The organism is Kitasatospora sp. NPDC017646 (assembly GCF_044329365.1).
In the GTDB taxonomy this organism is placed as follows: Bacteria; Actinomycetota; Actinomycetes; order Streptomycetales; family Streptomycetaceae; genus Kitasatospora.
In genome coordinates this window covers 218,949-235,656 of the sequence record NZ_JBIRJC010000002.1, presented here as the reverse complement: position 1 = coordinate 235,656, position 16,708 = coordinate 218,949, and the positions used below count along the sequence as shown (strand labels likewise).

Sequence of the window (16,708 nt, the reverse complement as noted above, 5' to 3'; positions counted from 1 at the left end):
CCGCGCCCCTAGTCTGGCCGGATGATCAAGTCGACCACCGGGTCCCGCACCGTCGGCGCACTGCGGGCCCTGCTCGGCACGCTCGCCCGGCCGTCCTCCGACCACACCCCGCTGCTGGCCCAGTCCCCCCGCGCGTGGATCCGCCACCTCCCGTACGTCCTCGCGGTGGCCGCGATCGCCTCGCTGCTGCCCAGCGGGATCAACGTGATGGCCAACGACTACGGGCTCAACGGAGGGGTCGCCGGCGCCCTGGCCGTCGCACAGACCGCGCCGCTGCTGCTCGCCGTGAGCCGGCCGCTGGCCGCCTGGTGGATGATCGGCACCACCGACCTGCTGGCCTCCCTGCTGGTCCTGACCAGCGGGAGCGGGGGCGGCGGCCCCTGGCCGTGGATCCCCACCAGCCTGGTCGGCTACCTGTTCCTGATGGTCCCGCTCTCCCTCCGCGAGCCGAGGCGCACCCTGGTCGCGGTCTGGCTGGTCACCGCCGGTGCCGGGATCGCCCTGTCGATCGTTGGAACGGGCTCCCACTACACCGGCGACAACGTCGTCCTCGCGATCGCCCTGACCGGCGCCGTCCTGGTGCTCGGCGGAGCCCTGCGGGAGCGCGCCGAGGTCCGCCGGCTGCTCACCGAGCAGGAGCAGATCAGCGAGGTGGAGCGCGAGCGGCGCACCCTGCTGGAGGAACGCGCGCGGATCGCCCGGGAGTTGCACGACGTGGTGGCCCACCACATGTCGGTGATCGCGGTGCAGGCCGCCAGCGCGCCGTACCGGATCGAGGGCGTCCCGGCCGACGCCGCCGAGGAGTTCACCGCGATCGCCGGCACCGCGCGCGAATCGCTGGCCGAGATGCGCCGGCTGCTCGGCGTGCTGCGCAGCGAGGAGTCCGCCGGGGAGACGGCCCCGCAGCCGGGGGTCGGCCAACTCGCCCAGCTGGTCGAGACGGTGGGGCGGGCCGGGGTGCCCGCCGAGCTGACCGTGGACGAGGGGCTGGCCGAGCGGGTGCCGCAGGCCGTCGGCCTCTCCGCGTACCGGATCGTCCAGGAGGCGCTGGCCAACGTGGTCCGGCACGCCCCGGGCGCGCGGACCTGGGTCTCGCTGTCGGCGGACGGCCCGGAACTGCGGCTCACCGTGGTCAACGCCGCCCCGCCGCAGCGCACCGAGTCGCTGGAGGCCTCGGCCGAGGGCACCGGGCACGGTCTGGTCGGAATGCGGGAACGCGTTCGGCTGGTCGATGGCAGGCTGGACACCGGCCCGCTGCCGGACGGCGGCTTCAAGGTGGCCGCCGTCCTGCCCCTCGACCTTCCCCTGGAGAAACCCGCATGACCATCCGCGTGATCATCGTCGACGACCAGGCCATGGTGCGGGCCGGCTTCGCCGCCCTGCTCAACGCCCAGAGCGACATCGACGTGGTGGGGGACGCGGCGGACGGCGCCCAGGCCCTGGAGGTCACCGGCCGCACCCACCCGGACGTGGTGCTGATGGACGTCCGGATGCCCGTCATGGACGGCCTGGAGGCCGCCCGGAAGCTGCTCGCCCCGGACGTCCCGGGAGCACACCGGCCCAAGGTGCTGATGCTGACCACCTTCGACGTGGACGACTACGTGTACGAGGCGCTGCGCGCCGGGGCCAGCGGCTTCCTGCTCAAGGACGCCCCGCCCGCCGACCTGATCGCCGCGGTCCGGGTGGTCGCGGCCGGCGAGGCGCTGCTCGCCCCCTCCGTCACCCGGCGGCTGATCGCCGACTTCGCCCGCAACCGGCCCGCCAAGCGCCGCGACCCCAAGCTGCGGCTCAACGGCCTGACCCCGCGCGAGACCGAGGTGCTGGAGCTTATCGCCCGCGGCCTGTCCAACCAGGAGATCGCCGCCCAGCTGGTGCTCGCCGAACAGACCGTCAAGACCCACATCGGGCGCATCCTCGGCAAGCTCGACCTGCGCGACCGGGCCCAGGCCGTGGTGCTGGCGTACGAGTCCGGGCTGGTGACCCCCGGCGAATGAGGGGGGACCTCCCCCTCATACCCGGGTAGCACCCGGGAGTTGGCCCCGCGGTGTGACGTCCGCGGGGCCGTCGCGTTCCTACCTTCCTCCCCGTCGGCAACCGAATCCGGTCGCCGGCCCAACGGGCAAGGGAGAGCAGGGACATGCGCAGGTTCCGGACCAGGCGGGCGATCGCCGCCACCGCGGTGGCACTGGCGGCCGTACTCGGCGCGGGCGGCTGGGCCGCCGACACCCAGACCGCCGTCACCGGTCCGCCACCCGGCAGCGCCGCCTGGACCGCCGACACAGCGCTCGGCCTCCACCCGCCCGACCCGGCCACCAGCACACCGGCCCGAGTCGCCTCCTTCTTCGCCGGGCTGACGCCCGCCCAGCAGGACGCCCTGGCCGTCCGGCACCCGCTGGTGGTCGGCAACCTGGACGGCGCCCCGGTCCGACTCCGGTACCGCGCCAACACCCTGGCCCTCACCGCCGAACGCACCCGGGAACTCGCCCGGGCCACCGCCCCGGCCCTCACCCCGCAGGACCAGCAGGCCGCCCGCACCCGCGCCGAGCGCTACCGCACCCTGCTGGAAGGCGACCGGCAGATCCTCGCCTTCGACCCGCGCGGCCGCGGCCAGGTCGCCGAGGTGTTCGGCGACCTCACCACCGCCGCCCGCACCGCCGTGATCGTCCCCGGCTCGGACATCGACCTGATGACCTTCGACCGCACGACCGACCCGTACGGCACCCCGGCCGGCATGGCCCGCGCCCTGCGGCAGGCCACCGACGGCGGTACGGCGGTGATCGCCTGGGCCGGCTACACCACCCCGGTCGGCCTCGGCGTCGACGCCGCCACCGAGGACCTCGCCCGGGCCGGCGCCACCCGCCTCGGCCGGCTGCTCGACGGACTCGCCGTCAGCACCCGCCCGCAGGCCCCGCCCACGGTGTTCTGCCACAGCTACGGCTCGGTGGTCTGCGGCCTGGCCCGCCCCACCCCGGCGCAGGCCTCCGCCCTGGTGGTGCTCGGCTCGCCCGGCATGGGCGTCGGCTCGGCCGCCGACCTCGACCCGGGCGTCCCGCTCTGGGCCACCACCCGCAACGGCTCCGACTGGATCGGCGACGTGCCCAACGTCCGGCTGTTCGGCCTCGGCCACGGCGCCGACCCGACCGGCCCCGGCTTCGGCGCCCGCCCGCTGCCCTCCGCCGGATCCCACGGCCACACCGGCTACTTCGCCCCCGGCACCGCCTCGCTCGCCGCCTACGCCGCCGTCGCCCTCGGGCGCTGAGGGCCCCTGGAAACGCCAAGGAGACGCCTCCGAGACGCCTCCGAGACGCCTCCGGGGACGCCTCCCGAGACCCGCACTGGAAGGAGCACCGCCATGGCCCACCCGCTCACCACCCTGCGCCGCACCGCCGAGAAGGTCGACGCGAGGACCCCCGGGACCCGCGACCGCGCCCTCGACGGGCTGCGCGCCCTCGCCCTGCTCTCCGTCCCGATCGGCCACTGGATGCTCGGCGGCCTGACCCCCTCCCCCGACGGCGCCCTGCACAACGCCAGCCCGCTCTCCTCGCTCGGCTTCTTCGCCCCGGTCAGCTGGGTGCTCCAGATGCTCGGGGTGTTCTTCCTGGTCGGCGGCCACTCCTCGGTCCGCTCGCTGGAACGGGCCCGGGAGAAGGGGCTGGGCTACGGGAGTTGGCTGCGCGCCCGGACGGTCCGGCTGCTGCGGCCGGTGCTCGGGGTCACGGCGGTGTGGGCGCTCCTGATCCCGCTGCTGCCCGGGCTGGGCGTGCCCGCGGACACCCTGCGCACCGGCGCGACGCTGGTGGTGCAGCCGCTCTGGTACATCGGGGTGTACCTGGCGCTGACCGCGCTCACCCCGCCCTGCGTGGCCTTCGGGCGGCGGCTCGGCCTCTGGTCGGCGGGCCTGCTGGTGACCTCGGTCGCGGTGGTCGACCTGCTGCGGTACGGACCGTGGGCCGAGGCGGTGCCGTCCTGGGTCGGGCTGCTGAACCTGCTGCCGGGCTGGATGTTCGGCTACCAGCTGGGCGTGCTGTGGGCGCAGGGCCGGCTCGGCCGCCGGGCGGCCCGGGTGCTGCTGCTCGGCGGCGGCGCGCTGTTCGCCGTGCTGCTGGTCGTGTTCCACTACCCGGCCAGCATGGTGGGCGTGCCGGGCGTCGAGCGGACCAACTCCCACCCGCCGTCCCTCCTGGTGCTCGCCCTGGCGGCGCTGCAGTGCGGCGCCGCGGTGCTGCTGCGGGAGCGATTGGGCCGGCTGCTGAGCCGCCGTCCGCTGCTGTGGCTGCCGGTGGTGGTGGTCAACCTGTCGGCGATGACGATCTTCTGCTGGCACCAGAGCGCGATGCTCGCGGTGGCGGTGCCCGGTTCGGCCGCCCTCGGCGCCGTGCCCGGACTGACCACCGCACCGACCTCACTCGGCTGGGTGGCCGCCCGGCTGGCCCTGCTCCCGCTGTTCGGCGCCGCCCTGGTGGCCATCGGGTGGTTCACCCGGCGCTTCGACGGCCCCTGGACGGCCTTCTCCCGGGCAGGCAAGGCACTGGCCGGCGCCGCGGCGACGCTCTTCGCCGCGTACGCGCTGGGGATGGTGTGACACACACCGTCGGCCACGGCAGCGGAGGGGCGCGGACCGATCGGTCCGCGCCCCCTTGCTCTAACCTGCCGTCATGGTGACGTTCGACGAGTTCCGCGCGATGGCCCTGACCCTGCCGGAGGCCGCCCAGGAGCCGACCTGGGGCATCCAGACGCTGCGGGTCCGTGGCAAGGTCTTCGCGATGGGCGCGCCCGACGGCGACAGCGTCACCGTCAAGGCCTCGCACGAGGACCAGGCCGAGCTGATAGCCGCCGAGCCCGAGGTGTTCTCCTTCGCCCGGTACGTCGGGCGGCACGGGTGGGTGAGCGTCCGGCTGGACCTGGTCGACCGGGAGGAGCTGGACGACCTGGTCACCGAGGCCTGGCGGCGGACGGCGCCCAAGCGACTGGTCGGCGAATTCGACGCCCGCCACTCCGCCTAGCACCGCCGGAGCGGCCACACAAGGACGCCGGGGGGACACGCGCGGTTCATGTGATCCATCCCACAGTTTAGGCGGGTCCGTCACACTCCTGTGACCTCTACGCTTGCGCAGGGAAGTTCAGCAGTCCAATCGCACCCTCCGGGCACCGCCCGAGAAACGGTGACGGGCCCCAAGGGAGTTGGTGCGGTGCGCAAGCCTCGACGGTGGAAGCGGGTACTGATCGGGGCGTTCGCGGGTTGTGCCGTGCTCGCCGACGCCGGTGCCTCCGCGGCCGCGGCCGCGGTCTCCTCCGAGCAGCTGGCGATCTCCACGCCCCCGGCCGGCAGCGCCACCTGGGTGAAGGACCACTCCTTCGGCCGCTCCCTGCCGGACCCGGCCACCACCAGCCCGGCCGACGCCGCCGCCTTCTTCGCCTCGCTCGCCCCCACCGAGCTGGACCGGCTGATCAAGGACTACCCGCTGGTCGTCGGCAACTACGACGGCGCCCCGCTGGACCTGCGCTACCGCGCCAACCGGATCGCGCTGGCGAACGAGCGCGACGCCGCCCGGGCCCGCGCCGCCGACAAGAAGCTGGACGCCGACACCCGCGCGCTAGCCGTCTCCCGCGCCAACGACGTCGACCACCTGCTCGCCCCCGGCCGGCAGGTCCTCGCCTTCGACCCGCGCGGCCGCGGCCTGGTCACCGAGGTCTGGGGCGACCTCGCCGACGCCGAGCGGGTCTCCGTGATCGTCCCCGGCTCCGACGCCGACCTCGGCCACTTCGACCAGGCCGCCGAGCCGCTGCGCGGCGCGGCCGGCATGGCCCGCGCCCTGTACGCCGAGGAGCAGCGCCAGGCCCCGGGCACCCGCACCGCCGTGATCGCCTGGACCGGGTACGTCACCCCCTCCGGTCTCGGCCCGGACGCGGCGACCTCCCGGCTCGCCGACGTCGCCGCGCCCCGGCTGCAGCGCCTGCTGGCCGGCCTCAAGGAGACCACCCGGCCGGACGCGCCCCCGGCGCTGCTCTGCCACTCGTACGGCTCGGTGGTCTGCGGCACCGCCGCCCCGAAGATCCCGCGCGCGGCCGCCTCGCCGTCCGACACCTCGGGTATCACCGACATGATGGTGTTCGGCAGCCCCGGCATGGGCGTCCAGTCCGCCGGTGAACTCGGCGGCGGCGTGCACGTCTGGGCGACCCGCAACCCCAGCGACTGGATCGGCAACGTCCCGTTCCTCGAGGTCGGCAAGCTCGGCCACGGCGCCGACCCGACCGCCGGCGGCTTCGGCGCCGAGCAGATCTCCTCCGCCCGGGCCTCGGGCCACAACGGCTACTTCACCGACGGCACCGACAGCCTGCACAACTTCGCGGCGATCTCCCTCGGCGACTACGGCGACGTGGTCCGGGCGCAGCCCAACGCCTGAGGGCCCGCCTCGTCCTGATGGGGCCGCACCTCGTCCTGGTAGAGCCGTAGCGCCTCCGCCGCCGCCCGGGCCAGCTCGCGCCGGGCGGCCGGCGGGGCCAGCACCTCGACGTCCGCGCCGAAGGCCAGCAGCGAGCGGACGGCCGCCACGGCCGGGAAGGCCATCGCCAGCTCCACCCACTCCTCGGCCGGCCCGGCCCCCGGGTCCGGCGGCGGCGCCGTGACCCGGCCGCCGTGGATGCGCAGGAACATGTCCAGCCGCCCGCGCCGGACCCGCACCCGCGCCGGTACGTCCTTCGGCATCCGTTCCACCTGCTCGCGCAGCACCGCCCACACCTCCCCGAGCGCCACCCCGGCCCGGCGGCGCACCGCCTCCTCGGTGGTCTCGGCGGTCAGCACCCGGTCGGCCCGGAACAGCCGCGGCTCGCCGTGCAGATCGGCCACCAGGTACCAGACCGCGGCCTTGTTCACCAGGCCGTACGGGTCCACGGTGTACTCCACCGGCGCGGGCGTGCCGCTGTGCCGGTAGCGCAGCCGCAGCCTCCGGTCGGCGAACACGGCGTACTGCAGCTCCCCCAGGTCCGGCCCGCCGGCGGCGCCCGGCTGGGAGTTCTGGGAGTTCTGCATCCAGCGCGCCGGGTCCACCAGGATGCGCTCGCTGACCCGCTCGGCGGCCGGGCGGTGCGGGGCGGGCAGTGCCGCCATCACCTTGCGCAGCGCCGAACCGAGCGCGCCGTCCAGCCCGAGGTCGCTGTGCGCCCCCTGGGCGGAGAGCACGAACAGCGCCCGGGCCTCGTCCGCGGTCAGCCCGGTGACGTCGGTGCGGTAGCCGGGCAGCAGGTTGATGCCGCCGTGCCGGCCGCGTTCGGTGAACACCGGCACCCCGGCGGCGGAGAGCGACTCCACGTCCCGGTAGATGGTGCGGACGGACACCTCCAGCCGTTCGGCCAGTTCGGTGGCGGGCACCCGGCCGCGGGTCTGGAGCAGCAGCAGGATCGAGAGCAGGCGGTCGGCCTTCATGGCACCAGGATCCAACAATCCTGACGGCCGTTGTCAGGTTTTACTGGGAGATTGCGTTCCGAGCCCGCAAGGGCGACCGAACCACCGCACCGCACAAGGGAGCTGACCGCACATGAGCGCCGTCCAGGACGCCCGTCCGCAGTACCTGACCGCCCTCGCCCAGCTGGACCGGCTGTTCGCCGCCGTCACCCCGGCCGACCTCGACCGGCCCACTCCCTGCGAGGAGTACACGCTGCGTCAGCTGATGAACCACGTGATCGGTGGCATCCACCGCTTCGCGTACATGGGAGAGGGCGGTCGCGCCCAGGACGTCGTGGCCGCCATCGACGACCCGTCGGACGACGGCTGGACGGCCGCGCTGGACCGGGCCCGCGCCCGGGTGACCGCCGCCTGGGCCGAGGACGGCAAGCTGGGCCGTCCGACCTTCGCCCCCTGGGGCGAGGTGCCCGGAGCGATCGCGGTCGGCGGCTACGTGATGGAGCTCGCCACCCACTGCTGGGACATCGCCACGGCCCTCGACGACGGTTTCGTGCTGGACGACGACGTGGCCCGTACCGCGCTGGCCGTCGCCGAGGTGGTCCTTCCGCCGGAGAGCCGGGTCGAGGGCGTCCCGTTCGGCGCGGTGCGGCCGGTCGCCGAGGACGCCGACGTCCACACCCGGCTGGCCGCCTGGATGGGCCGCAAGGCCTGAGGTCCGACGCGCCGGGAACGGGGCCCGGGGAGTCACCGACTCCCCGGGCCCCGGCCGCACTACTCCCGCCCGACCGAGGTGTTGCGCATGTCCGCGTAGCGGTCCCCCGCCACCTGACCGGCCAGCGGCTCCAGCAGCGCCAGCTCCTCCGCGCTCAGTCGCAGGGTCGCCGCAGCGGTGTTCTCGGCCAGTCGGCTGCGCTTGCGGGTGCCCGGGATCGGCACGACGGTCAGCCCGTGCACCTCGGCCCGCTGGTGCACCCAGGCCAGCGCGACCTGGGCCAGCGTCGCGTCGTGGGCCTCGGCGATCTTCCGCAGCGGGGTGAGCAGTTCGCCGTTGGCGACGGCGTTCTCACCGGTGTAGCGCGGGTGGGTGCGGCGGAAGTCGTCCGCCCCGAGCGTCGCGGCGTCCTGGAACGCGCCGGTCAGGAAGCCGCGTCCGAGCGGCGAGTACGGCACGAAGGCGACGCCCAGCTCGGCCGCGGCCGGCACCGCCGAACGCTCGACGTCGCGGGCGAACACCGACCACTCGGACTGCACCGCGGCGATCGGGTGGACGGCGTGCGCCTCGCGCAGCTCGGCCCCGGTCACCTCGGACAGGCCCAGCCGGCGCACCTTGCCGGCCTGGACCAACTCGCCCATGGCACCGACCGATTCGGCCAGCGGCACGTCCGGGTTGCGGCGGTGCATGTAGTACAGGTCGATGACGTCCACGCCGAGGCGGCGCAGCGAGCCCTCCACAGCGGTGCGGATGTACGCCGGGTCGTTGCGGATGGCGCGCTTGGTCGGGTCGGCCGGGTCGCGCTCGATGGCGAACTTGGTGGCGACCACCACCCGGTCTCGGTTGGCACGGACGAAGGGGCCGATGAACTCCTCGTTGCGGCCGGAGCCGTACATGTCCGCGGTGTCGAACAGCGTGACGCCGGACTCCAGGGCCGCGTCCAGCGTGGCGAGCGCCTCGTCGGAGTCGGTCGGGCCGTAGAACTCGCTCATGCCCATGCAGCCGAGGCCCTGGACGCCCACCAGCGGGCCGTCGGTGCCGAGGGGGGCGGTGGGAAGGAGGGGGTGAGTCATGCGCTCTGCTCTTCCTCTGCTCGGTGGTACTGGCACTGAACCGGGGCGCCGGCGGCGTCGACGATCTTCCCGGCGTAGAGATCGATCTTGTAATCGAGGACGGACAGGGTGGCCTGGAGGTCGACGATCTTGCGCCGGACCTCCTCGCGCTGCGCCTCCAGCAGCTGTCGGCGCTCGGTGTAGGTCCGTTCGCCGCGGCGGACCATGTCGACGTACTTGAGCATGTCCGCCACCGACATCCCGGTCAGCCGCAGCCGGCCCAGGAAGGCCAGCCGGTACAGGTCGCCGTCGCTGTAGCGGCGCTGGCCGCCGACCGCGCGGTCGACCGGGTCGAGCAGGCCGATCCGCTCGTACCAGCGCAGCGTGTGGGCGGTCAGCCCGCTGGCCGCGGCGACCTCGCTGATGGTGTGCCGCGCGGTCAGGTCCGGATCGCCGACCGGGTGGTCGAACACCTCCGTACAGCTGCGCAGACCGGCCTGGGCACGCGCCGGTGTGGCCATGATCGATTCCCCCTGTCCTGTGACACCGATGACGCTATCGAGTTGGAGTGCACTCCAAGCAAGCCGCCCAGCCAGGTGGTCCCGCCACCCCCCCGGCCTCCGGCCGGGAGGTACTCCCACGGCCCCGACTAGAGTCAACCGCATGGAGAGCTTGCGGATGATCGAGAACTGGCCCGTGCCCCACGCCGCCGCGGCGGTGGTCCGGGGATCGGACGGCGCGGTGCTGGGCGCCCACGGGCCGCAGCGCCACCTCTTCCCGCTCGCTTCGGTGACCAAGCTGCTCAGCTCCTACGCGGCGCTGGTCGCCGTGGAGGAGGGCGTGTTCGAACTGGACGACCCGGCCGGCCCGCCCGGCTCGACCGTCCGCCACCTGCTCGCCCACACCTCCGGCCTCGGCTTCGACGAGAACCGGGTGTTCGCCGAGCCCGGCAACCGCCGGCTCTACTCCAACGCCGGTTTCGACGTGCTCGCCCAGGTCCTGGCCGAGGCGGCCGGGATCGCGTTCCACCAGTACGTCGCCGAGGCGGTGTTCGAGCCGCTGGGCATGCACGACACCCTGATCAACACCGCGTACAAGTCCCCGGCCGGCGCCGGCGGGCTGTCCACGGTGGCCGACCTCACCCGGTTCGCCGCCGAACTCCAGTCCCCCAGGCTGCTGGACCCGTCCACCGTGCGCCGGGCCACCCGCGAGGTCGCCTTCCCCGGCACCAGCGGCGTGCTGCCCGGCTACGGCCACCACCGCCCGAACGACTGGGGCCTCGGCTTCGAGATCCGCGACGGCAAGAGCCCGCACTGGACCGGCACCGCCAACTCCCCCGCGACCTTCGGCCACTTCGGCCAGTCCGGCACCTTCCTGTGGGTCGACCCGCAGGCCGGCGTGGCCTGCGTCGCGCTCACCGACCGGGACTTCGGCCCCTGGTCGGTCGGCGCCTGGCCCCCGCTGTCCGACGCCGTCCTGGCCGAGCTGAACAGCTAGCCGCCGACCCCTAGCCGTACGAGACCGGCGAGTGCATCTCCCAGAGCAGGAGCTCGGCGCCGGTCCCGCCGGCCGTCGGGTCGGCGAAGGCCTCCCCGGTGATCCGCACGCTGTCGCCGGGCACCATCGAACGGCCGCCGCCCTTGGGCCCGGGGATCGTCCGGTAGCCGAGCGAGCCTGCCGTCAGGTGCGCGTACCGCCAGGGCGCCCCGGGCAGTAGCGGCAGCGGCTGCCACGGGCCGGCGGTGGCCAGCCAGAGCGCGGCGTCGCCGCGGCGCAGCCGCAGGGCGTCCGTCCCGGCGTCGCGCTCCAGCCCGGAGGCCAGCAGCGTCAACCCGCCGTCCGCCGGTTCCACCTCGCGCAGCCCGTACCGGGGGGCGGCGTCGAACTCGTCCGGCTGCAGCCACATCTGGACGAAGCGCACCGGGGCGGTGGCGCCGCCGAGGTTGCGCTCGGTGTGGGTGACCCCGGAACCGGCGCTGAGGTGCTGGATCATGCCCGGGCGCACCACCCCGCTGTGGCCGTGCGAGTCCCGGTGGGCGAGCGCGCCCTCCAGCACCCAGGTGAGGATCTCGGTGTCCCGGTGCTTGTGCTCCTCGAACCCGGCGCCGGGGGCGAGGAGTTCCTCGTTGCACGCGAGCAGCGCGCCGAAGTGGGTGTTCTTCGGGTCGTAGTGGCCGGAGAAGGAGAACGCGTGTCGGGTCTCGATGCCCTCGGCGGGAACGGAGCGGTAGCGCTCGGCGGTGCGGCGCAGGTCGGCGCGGGGGCGTTCAGGGGCGTCGGTCACGCCCCTCACCGTAACCGGTGTGACCGGGACCACCGCGCCCCTGCGCCGGGGGGTGTGCACGAGCAGTCACTCGCGTGAGGCAGTCTTGTCCTTGTGCCAGCCGCTTCCGCGAACTCCAAGAGCGAACCCAGTCCCGCAGCCGAACCCACCGGGAAGAGCCCCGCTCCCCGGGCCGGCCGCGACCGCCCCGGCCGCCCCGCGCCGCGTCTGACGGCGCAGGAGCGCAGAAACGCCGCCGAGCGGGCCGAGCGCCGGGCGGCGACGCTCAAGCGGCTGGAGAAGTCCTCGGGCAAGCTGGCCACCGCCGCGATCGCGCGGATGGACGACCAGCTCGGCTGGTACCGGCGGATGCCGCCGGAGCACCGCTCCTGGATCGGCCTGGTCGCCCAGGCCGGCATCGCCGCCTTCACCGAGTGGTACCGCCACCCCGAGGCCGCCCGGGCGATCTCCACCGACGTCTTCGGCACCGCCCCGCGCGAGCTGACCAGGGCGATCACGCTGCGCCAGACCGTCGAGCTGATCCGCACCACGATCGAGGTGATGGAGGAGGCCATCGAGGAGGTGGCCGCCCCCGGCGACGAGGCGGACATGCGCGAGTCCGTGCTGGTCTACGCCCGGGAGATCGCCTTCGCCACCGCCCAGGTGTACGCCCAGGCGGCCGAGGCGCGCGGCGCCTGGGACGCCCGGCTGGAAGCGCTGGTGGTGAACTCCCTGCTGTCCGGCGACGCCGACGAGGGCGTGCTGTCCCGCGCCGCCGCGCTCGGCTGGGGGCAGCCCAGCCAGGTGCGGGTGGTGATGGGCAGTGCCCCGGACGGCGACAGCGAGCTGGTGGTCGAGGCGATCCGCCGGGCCGCCCGGTACGCCAAGCTGAACGTGCTGACCGGGGTGCTGGGCAAGCGCCTGGTGGTCGTGGTCGGCGGCGAGAAGGAGCCGGTGCACGCCGCCCGGGCGCTGATCGGCCAGTTCGCGCCGGGCCCGGTGGTGATCGGCCCGACCGTGCCGGACCTGCTCTCGGCGACCCGCTCCGCACACGCCGCCGCGGCCGGTCTGCGCGCCTGCGCCGCCTGGCCGGACGCCCCGCGCCCGGTGCTCGCCGACGACCTGCTGCCCGAACGGGCGCTGGCCGGGGACCAGGCCGCCCGCCGGCAGTTGGTGGAGGAGATCTACACACCGCTGGACGAGGCCGGCTCCGCCCTGCTGGAGACGCTGAGCGTCTACCTGGAGCAGGCGTCCTCGCTGGAGGGCGCGGCGCGGATGCTCTTCGTGCACCCCAACACGGTGCGCTACCGGCTGCGACGTGTGACCGACGTCACGGGGTACGCCCCGTCCGACGTACGTTCGGCGTTCACCCTGCGGATCGCACTGGCCCTCGGACGACTCACCGCCGCCATGGAGCCCGGCCGCGCCGGGGTGTAGGGACCATACAATCCCGGATGGTTTTCTTCGTTACCGTCGCCTACCCGCCCCCGGGCGCCTGGCGAGAGAGGGTTGAACCGTGCTCGTAATCGTCGCCCCTGGACAGGGTGCCCAGTCCCCCGGTTTCCTCAGCCCCTGGCTGGAGCTCGACGGTGTCGCCGACCGCCTGCGCGGCTGGTCGGAGGTCGCCGGGCTCGACCTGGTGCACGCCGGCACCGAGGCGTCCGCCGAGGAGATCAAGGACACCGCCGTCGCCCAGCCGCTGCTGGTCGCGGCCGGTCTGGTGACCGCCCGTGAGCTGTTCCCGGACGAGGCGGACGCCCGCAAGCTGGTCGGCGCCGTCGCCGGCCACAGCGTCGGCGAGATCACCGCCGCGGCCGGTGCCGGGGTGCTCAGCGCCCACGACGCGCTGGCCTTCGTCCGCGAGCGCGGCCGGGCCATGGCCGAGGCCGCCACCGTCACCGAGACCGGCATGACCGCCGTGCTCGGCGGCGACGCGGACGAGGTCGCGAAGAAGCTGGCCGAGCACGGCCTGACCGCGGCCAACAACAACGGCGGCGGCCAGATCGTCGCGGCCGGCACGCTGGCCCAGCTGGAGGCGCTGAAGGCGGACCCGCCGGCCGGCGCCAAGCTGATCGCCCTCAAGGTGGCCGGTGCCTTCCACACCGAGCACATGGCCCCGGGCGTCGAGCGGCTGGCCGCGCTGGCCCCGAGCCTGTCCGTGGCCGACCCGCAGGTCCGCTACGTGTCCAACAAGGACGGCGGGGTCGTCGACTCCGGCGCCGAGGTGCTGGCGCGCCTGGTGTCGCAGGTCTCCAACCCGGTCCGCTGGGACCTCTGCATGGAGACCCTCGGCCGGCTGGGCGCGACCGCCGTGATCGAGCTGTCCCCCGCGGGCACGCTCACCGGGCTGCTCAAGCGCAACCTCAAGGGTGTCGCCACGCTCGCCCTGAAGACCCCGGCCGATCTGGACAAGGCCCGCGAGCTCGTCGCCGAGCACGGCGGTCAGGACCACGAGGTACAGGCATGACCAAGCCCCAGATCCGTCCCGCCACCGGCGCGCAGTACTCCCGTATCCTCGGCGTCGGCGGCTACCGCCCGGTGCGGGTCATCCCCAACTCCGAGGTGCTGGAGTGGATCGACTCCTCGGACGAGTGGATCCGCACCCGCAGCGGCATCGCCGAGCGCCGCTGGGCGGGCCCGGAGGAGAGCGTCGCCGAGATGTCGGTGCAGGCCGCCGGCAAGGCCATCGCTCAGGCGGGCATCACCCCCGAGCAGATCGGCGGCGTGATCGTCTCGACCGTCTCCCACCTCAAGCAGACCCCGGCGATCGCCACCGAGATCGCCCAGCGGCTCGGCTGCGGCACCGCCCCGGCCTTCGACATCTCGGCCGCCTGCGCGGGCTTCGGCTACGGCCTGGGCCTGGCCGACGGCATGGTCCGCGGCGGCAACGCCGACTACGTGCTGGTGATCGGCGTCGAGCGGCTCAGCGACCTGACCGACAAGTCGGACCGTTCGACCGCCTTCATCTTCGGCGACGGCGCCGGCGCCGCGATCGTCGGCCCGTCGGAGACTCCGGGCATCGGCAAGCTGATCTGGGGCTCGGACGGCTCGCAGGCCGACGTCATCAGCCAGACCCAGGCCTGGGACACCGCCTTCGCCAAGCCCGACGCCATCAACGGCCAGGGCGAGGAACAGAAGTGGCCGGCCCTGCGGATGGACGGCCAGCCGGTCTTCCGCTGGGCGGTCTGGGAGATGGCCAAGGTGGCCCAGCAGGCGCTGGACGCCGCCGGGATCACCGCCGACCAGCTCGGCGCCTTCATCCCCCACCAGGCCAACATGCGGATCACCGACGCCATGATCAAGGCGCTCAAGCTGCCGGCCTCGGTGCCGGTCGCCCGTGACATCGCCGAGACCGGCAACACCTCCGCCGCCTCCATCCCGCTGGCGATGGAGCGCATGCTGGAGTCCGGCGAGGCCCACAGCGGCGACCTCGCGCTGATCATCGGGTTCGGGGCGGGTCTCGTCTACGCCGCGGCAGTCGTTACGCTCCCCTAGGCGCGTTTCGCCCCATCCATCCACAAGCCCGTGTTCGGCCGACGGTCGGACACGTTCAACACCGAAGAGGAGCAGCCAGTATGGCTACGCAGAACGAGGTCCAGGAAGGTCTCGCCGAGATCGTCAACGAGATCGCCGGCATCCCGGTCGAGGACGTCCAGCTGGACAAGTCCTTCACCGACGACCTGGACGTCGACTCGCTGTCCATGGTCGAGGTCGTCGTCGCCGCCGAGGAGCGCTTCGACGTCAAGATCCCGGACGACGAGGTCAAGAACCTCAAGACCGTCGGCGACGCGGTGAACTACATCCTCACCAACGCCGCCGCCTGAACGATCGACTCGTTCGAGTCGCCCAGTCCGTCCGGCGTGAGCCACGCCTCGGACGGCTGACCCGTCGGCTCGGTTCCCCCGAACCGGACCGACCCGCCGGCCGGGACGCCCCACCCGGGCGCCCGGCCGGGCCCTTCTTCGGCTCGCCGCCGACCCCGCACGAACGTGAAAGAAGAGAGACCAGTGACCGCTGAAAACCGAACCGTGGTCGTCACGGGTATCGGCGCCTTCACGCCGCTGGGCGGCGACGCCGCCACGACCTGGGAGAACCTGGTCGCCGGGCGCTCCGGGGTGGCGGCCCTGACCGAGGAGTGGGCCGAGGACCTGCCGGTCCGGATCGCCGCGCGCACCGCGGTCGAGCCGGGCGAGATCCTTCCCCGCCCGCTGGCCCGCAAGTTGGACCGCTCCGCCCAGTTCGCGCTGATCGCCGCCCGCGAGGCCTGGGCCGACGCCGGCTTCGAGACCCCTGCCACCGACGAGTCCTCCAAGCTCGCCCCCGAGCGCCTGGGCGCCGTGATCGCCTCCGGCATCGGCGGCGTGACCACCCTGCTCGACCAGTACGACGTGCTGAAGGAGAAGGGCGCCCGCAAGGTCTCCCCGCACACCGTCCCGATGCTGATGCCCAACTCCCCGGCGGCCAACGTCGGCCTGGAGGTCGGCGCCCGCGCGGGTGTGCACACCCCCGTCTCCGCCTGCGCCTCCGGTGCCGAGGCGATCGGCTACGCGATCGAGATGATCCGCAGCGGCCGCGCCGACGTCGTGGTGGCCGGCGGCACCGAGGCCGCGATCCACCCGCTGCCGATCGCCGCGTTCGCCAACATGATGGCGATGTCCAAGAACAACGACGACCCCGAGCGCGCCTCGCGTCCGTACGACAAGGCCCGCGACGGCTTCGTGCTGGGCGAGGGCGCCGGCGTGGTCGTGCTGGAGTCGCTGGAGCACGCCGAGGCCCGCGGCGCCCGGATCTACTGCGAGGCGGTCGGCCAGGGCCTGTCCTCGGACGCCCACCACATCGCCCAGCCCGAGCCGACCGGTGCCGGCGTGGCCCGCGCGCTGGCCGACCTGTTCGAGCGCAACGCGCTGGACAAGGCCGAGATCGTGCACGTCAACGCGCACGCCACCTCGACCCCACAGGGCGACACCGCCGAGCTGAAGGCGCTGCGCAAGGAGCTGGGCGAGGACCTCGACCACATCCTGGTCTCGGCCACCAAGTCGATGACCGGCCACCTGCTGGGCGGCGCCGGCGGCATCGAGACCGTCGCCACCGTGCAGGCGCTGTACCACCGGGTCGCCCCGCCGACCATCAACGTCGAGGAGCTGGACGACGAGGTGGACGCGAAGATCGTGACCGAGGCCACCCCGCTGCCCGAGGGCCGGATCGCCGCGCTGAACAACTCGTTCGGCTTCGGCGGCCACAACGTGGTGCTGGCCTTCCGCACCCGCTGACGCCCGCAC

At 74.0% G+C, this 16,708-nt stretch carries 17 protein-coding genes; 13 read left to right on the top strand and 4 right to left on the bottom strand.

Going from position 1 to position 16,708, the window contains the following annotated elements:
* The first annotated feature begins 21 nt into the window (after positions 1-21).
* From ACH4J0_RS04125 to ACH4J0_RS04100, 6 genes are all read left to right on the top strand, one after another.
* Complete coding sequence (locus tag ACH4J0_RS04125; RefSeq protein ID WP_396236123.1) at positions 22-1,323, top strand: sensor histidine kinase; 1,302 nt, start codon at positions 22-24, stop codon at positions 1,321-1,323.
* Positions 1,320-1,994, top strand: a complete 675-nt coding sequence (locus ACH4J0_RS04120) for a response regulator (RefSeq protein ID WP_396236122.1) — start codon at positions 1,320-1,322, stop codon at positions 1,992-1,994. Before ACH4J0_RS04125 ends, ACH4J0_RS04120 begins: the two co-directional genes overlap by 4 nt.
* 143 nt (positions 1,995-2,137) lie before the next feature.
* Complete coding sequence (locus tag ACH4J0_RS04115; RefSeq protein WP_396236121.1) at positions 2,138-3,259, top strand: alpha/beta hydrolase; 1,122 nt, start codon at positions 2,138-2,140, stop codon at positions 3,257-3,259.
* 93 nt (positions 3,260-3,352) lie between these two features.
* Positions 3,353-4,582, top strand: coding sequence for an acyltransferase (locus ACH4J0_RS04110; RefSeq protein WP_396236120.1), 1,230 nt, complete (start codon positions 3,353-3,355; stop codon positions 4,580-4,582).
* A gap of 73 nt (positions 4,583-4,655) precedes the next feature.
* A complete protein-coding gene (locus tag ACH4J0_RS04105) occupies positions 4,656-5,003 on the top strand; it encodes an MmcQ/YjbR family DNA-binding protein (RefSeq protein ID WP_396236119.1) in 348 nt (115 codons plus the stop codon).
* Positions 5,004-5,189: 186 nt separating this feature from the next.
* On the top strand, positions 5,190-6,404 hold the full coding sequence (locus ACH4J0_RS04100; protein WP_396236118.1) for an alpha/beta hydrolase: 1,215 nt from the start codon (positions 5,190-5,192) through the stop codon (positions 6,402-6,404).
* Here the strand turns inward: ACH4J0_RS04100 and ACH4J0_RS04095 are convergent.
* Complete coding sequence (locus tag ACH4J0_RS04095) at positions 6,368-7,423, bottom strand: helix-turn-helix transcriptional regulator (RefSeq protein ID WP_396236117.1); 1,056 nt, start codon at positions 7,421-7,423, stop codon at positions 6,368-6,370. The genes ACH4J0_RS04100 and ACH4J0_RS04095 overlap by 37 nt on opposite strands.
* A gap of 112 nt (positions 7,424-7,535) precedes the next feature.
* Between ACH4J0_RS04095 and ACH4J0_RS04090 the strand changes: the two genes are divergently transcribed.
* A complete protein-coding gene (locus tag ACH4J0_RS04090; RefSeq protein WP_396236116.1) occupies positions 7,536-8,114 on the top strand; it encodes a TIGR03086 family metal-binding protein in 579 nt (192 codons plus the stop codon).
* A 59-nt stretch (positions 8,115-8,173) separates the two neighbouring features.
* Here the strand turns inward: ACH4J0_RS04090 and ACH4J0_RS04085 are convergent, their stop codons facing one another.
* The gene (locus ACH4J0_RS04085; RefSeq protein ID WP_396236115.1) at positions 8,174-9,187 is read right to left on the bottom strand and encodes an aldo/keto reductase; all 1,014 of its coding nucleotides are present in this window, start codon (positions 9,185-9,187) and stop codon (positions 8,174-8,176) included.
* Positions 9,184-9,687, bottom strand: a complete 504-nt coding sequence (locus ACH4J0_RS04080) for a MerR family transcriptional regulator (RefSeq protein ID WP_396236114.1) — start codon at positions 9,685-9,687, stop codon at positions 9,184-9,186. Before ACH4J0_RS04080 ends, ACH4J0_RS04085 begins: the two co-directional genes overlap by 4 nt.
* A 142-nt stretch (positions 9,688-9,829) precedes the next feature.
* On the opposite strand from ACH4J0_RS04080, the gene ACH4J0_RS04075 reads away from it, so the two are divergent.
* Positions 9,830-10,663 (top strand): serine hydrolase domain-containing protein, encoded by an 834-nt coding sequence (locus ACH4J0_RS04075; protein ID WP_396236113.1) that lies wholly within the window; start codon positions 9,830-9,832, stop codon positions 10,661-10,663.
* A gap of 10 nt (positions 10,664-10,673) precedes the next feature.
* Here ACH4J0_RS04075 and ACH4J0_RS04070 read toward each other — a convergent pair whose 3' ends face one another.
* Entirely contained in the window at positions 10,674-11,450 is a 777-nt protein-coding gene (locus ACH4J0_RS04070) for a pirin family protein (RefSeq protein ID WP_396236112.1), read from the bottom strand.
* Between the two features lie 207 nt (positions 11,451-11,657).
* Between ACH4J0_RS04070 and ACH4J0_RS04065 the strand changes: the two genes are divergently transcribed.
* The 5 genes from ACH4J0_RS04065 (at position 11,658) to fabF (ending at position 16,699) form a co-directional block, all read left to right on the top strand.
* Complete coding sequence (locus ACH4J0_RS04065) at positions 11,658-12,866, top strand: PucR family transcriptional regulator (RefSeq protein ID WP_396236516.1); 1,209 nt, start codon at positions 11,658-11,660, stop codon at positions 12,864-12,866.
* Between the two features lie 79 nt (positions 12,867-12,945).
* Complete coding sequence (locus ACH4J0_RS04060) at positions 12,946-13,896, top strand: ACP S-malonyltransferase (protein ID WP_396236111.1); 951 nt, start codon at positions 12,946-12,948, stop codon at positions 13,894-13,896.
* A complete protein-coding gene (locus ACH4J0_RS04055; protein WP_396236110.1) occupies positions 13,893-14,924 on the top strand; it encodes a beta-ketoacyl-ACP synthase III in 1,032 nt (343 codons plus the stop codon). The genes ACH4J0_RS04060 and ACH4J0_RS04055 overlap by 4 nt, the downstream gene beginning before the upstream one ends.
* A gap of 80 nt (positions 14,925-15,004) precedes the next feature.
* Positions 15,005-15,253: an acyl carrier protein gene (locus ACH4J0_RS04050; RefSeq protein WP_396236109.1), complete on the top strand. Its 249-nt coding sequence runs from the start codon at positions 15,005-15,007 to the stop codon at positions 15,251-15,253.
* 183 nt (positions 15,254-15,436) lie between these two features.
* The gene (gene fabF, locus ACH4J0_RS04045) at positions 15,437-16,699 is read left to right on the top strand and encodes a beta-ketoacyl-ACP synthase II (RefSeq protein WP_396236108.1); all 1,263 of its coding nucleotides are present in this window, start codon (positions 15,437-15,439) and stop codon (positions 16,697-16,699) included.
* Positions 16,700-16,708 lie beyond the last annotated feature (9 nt).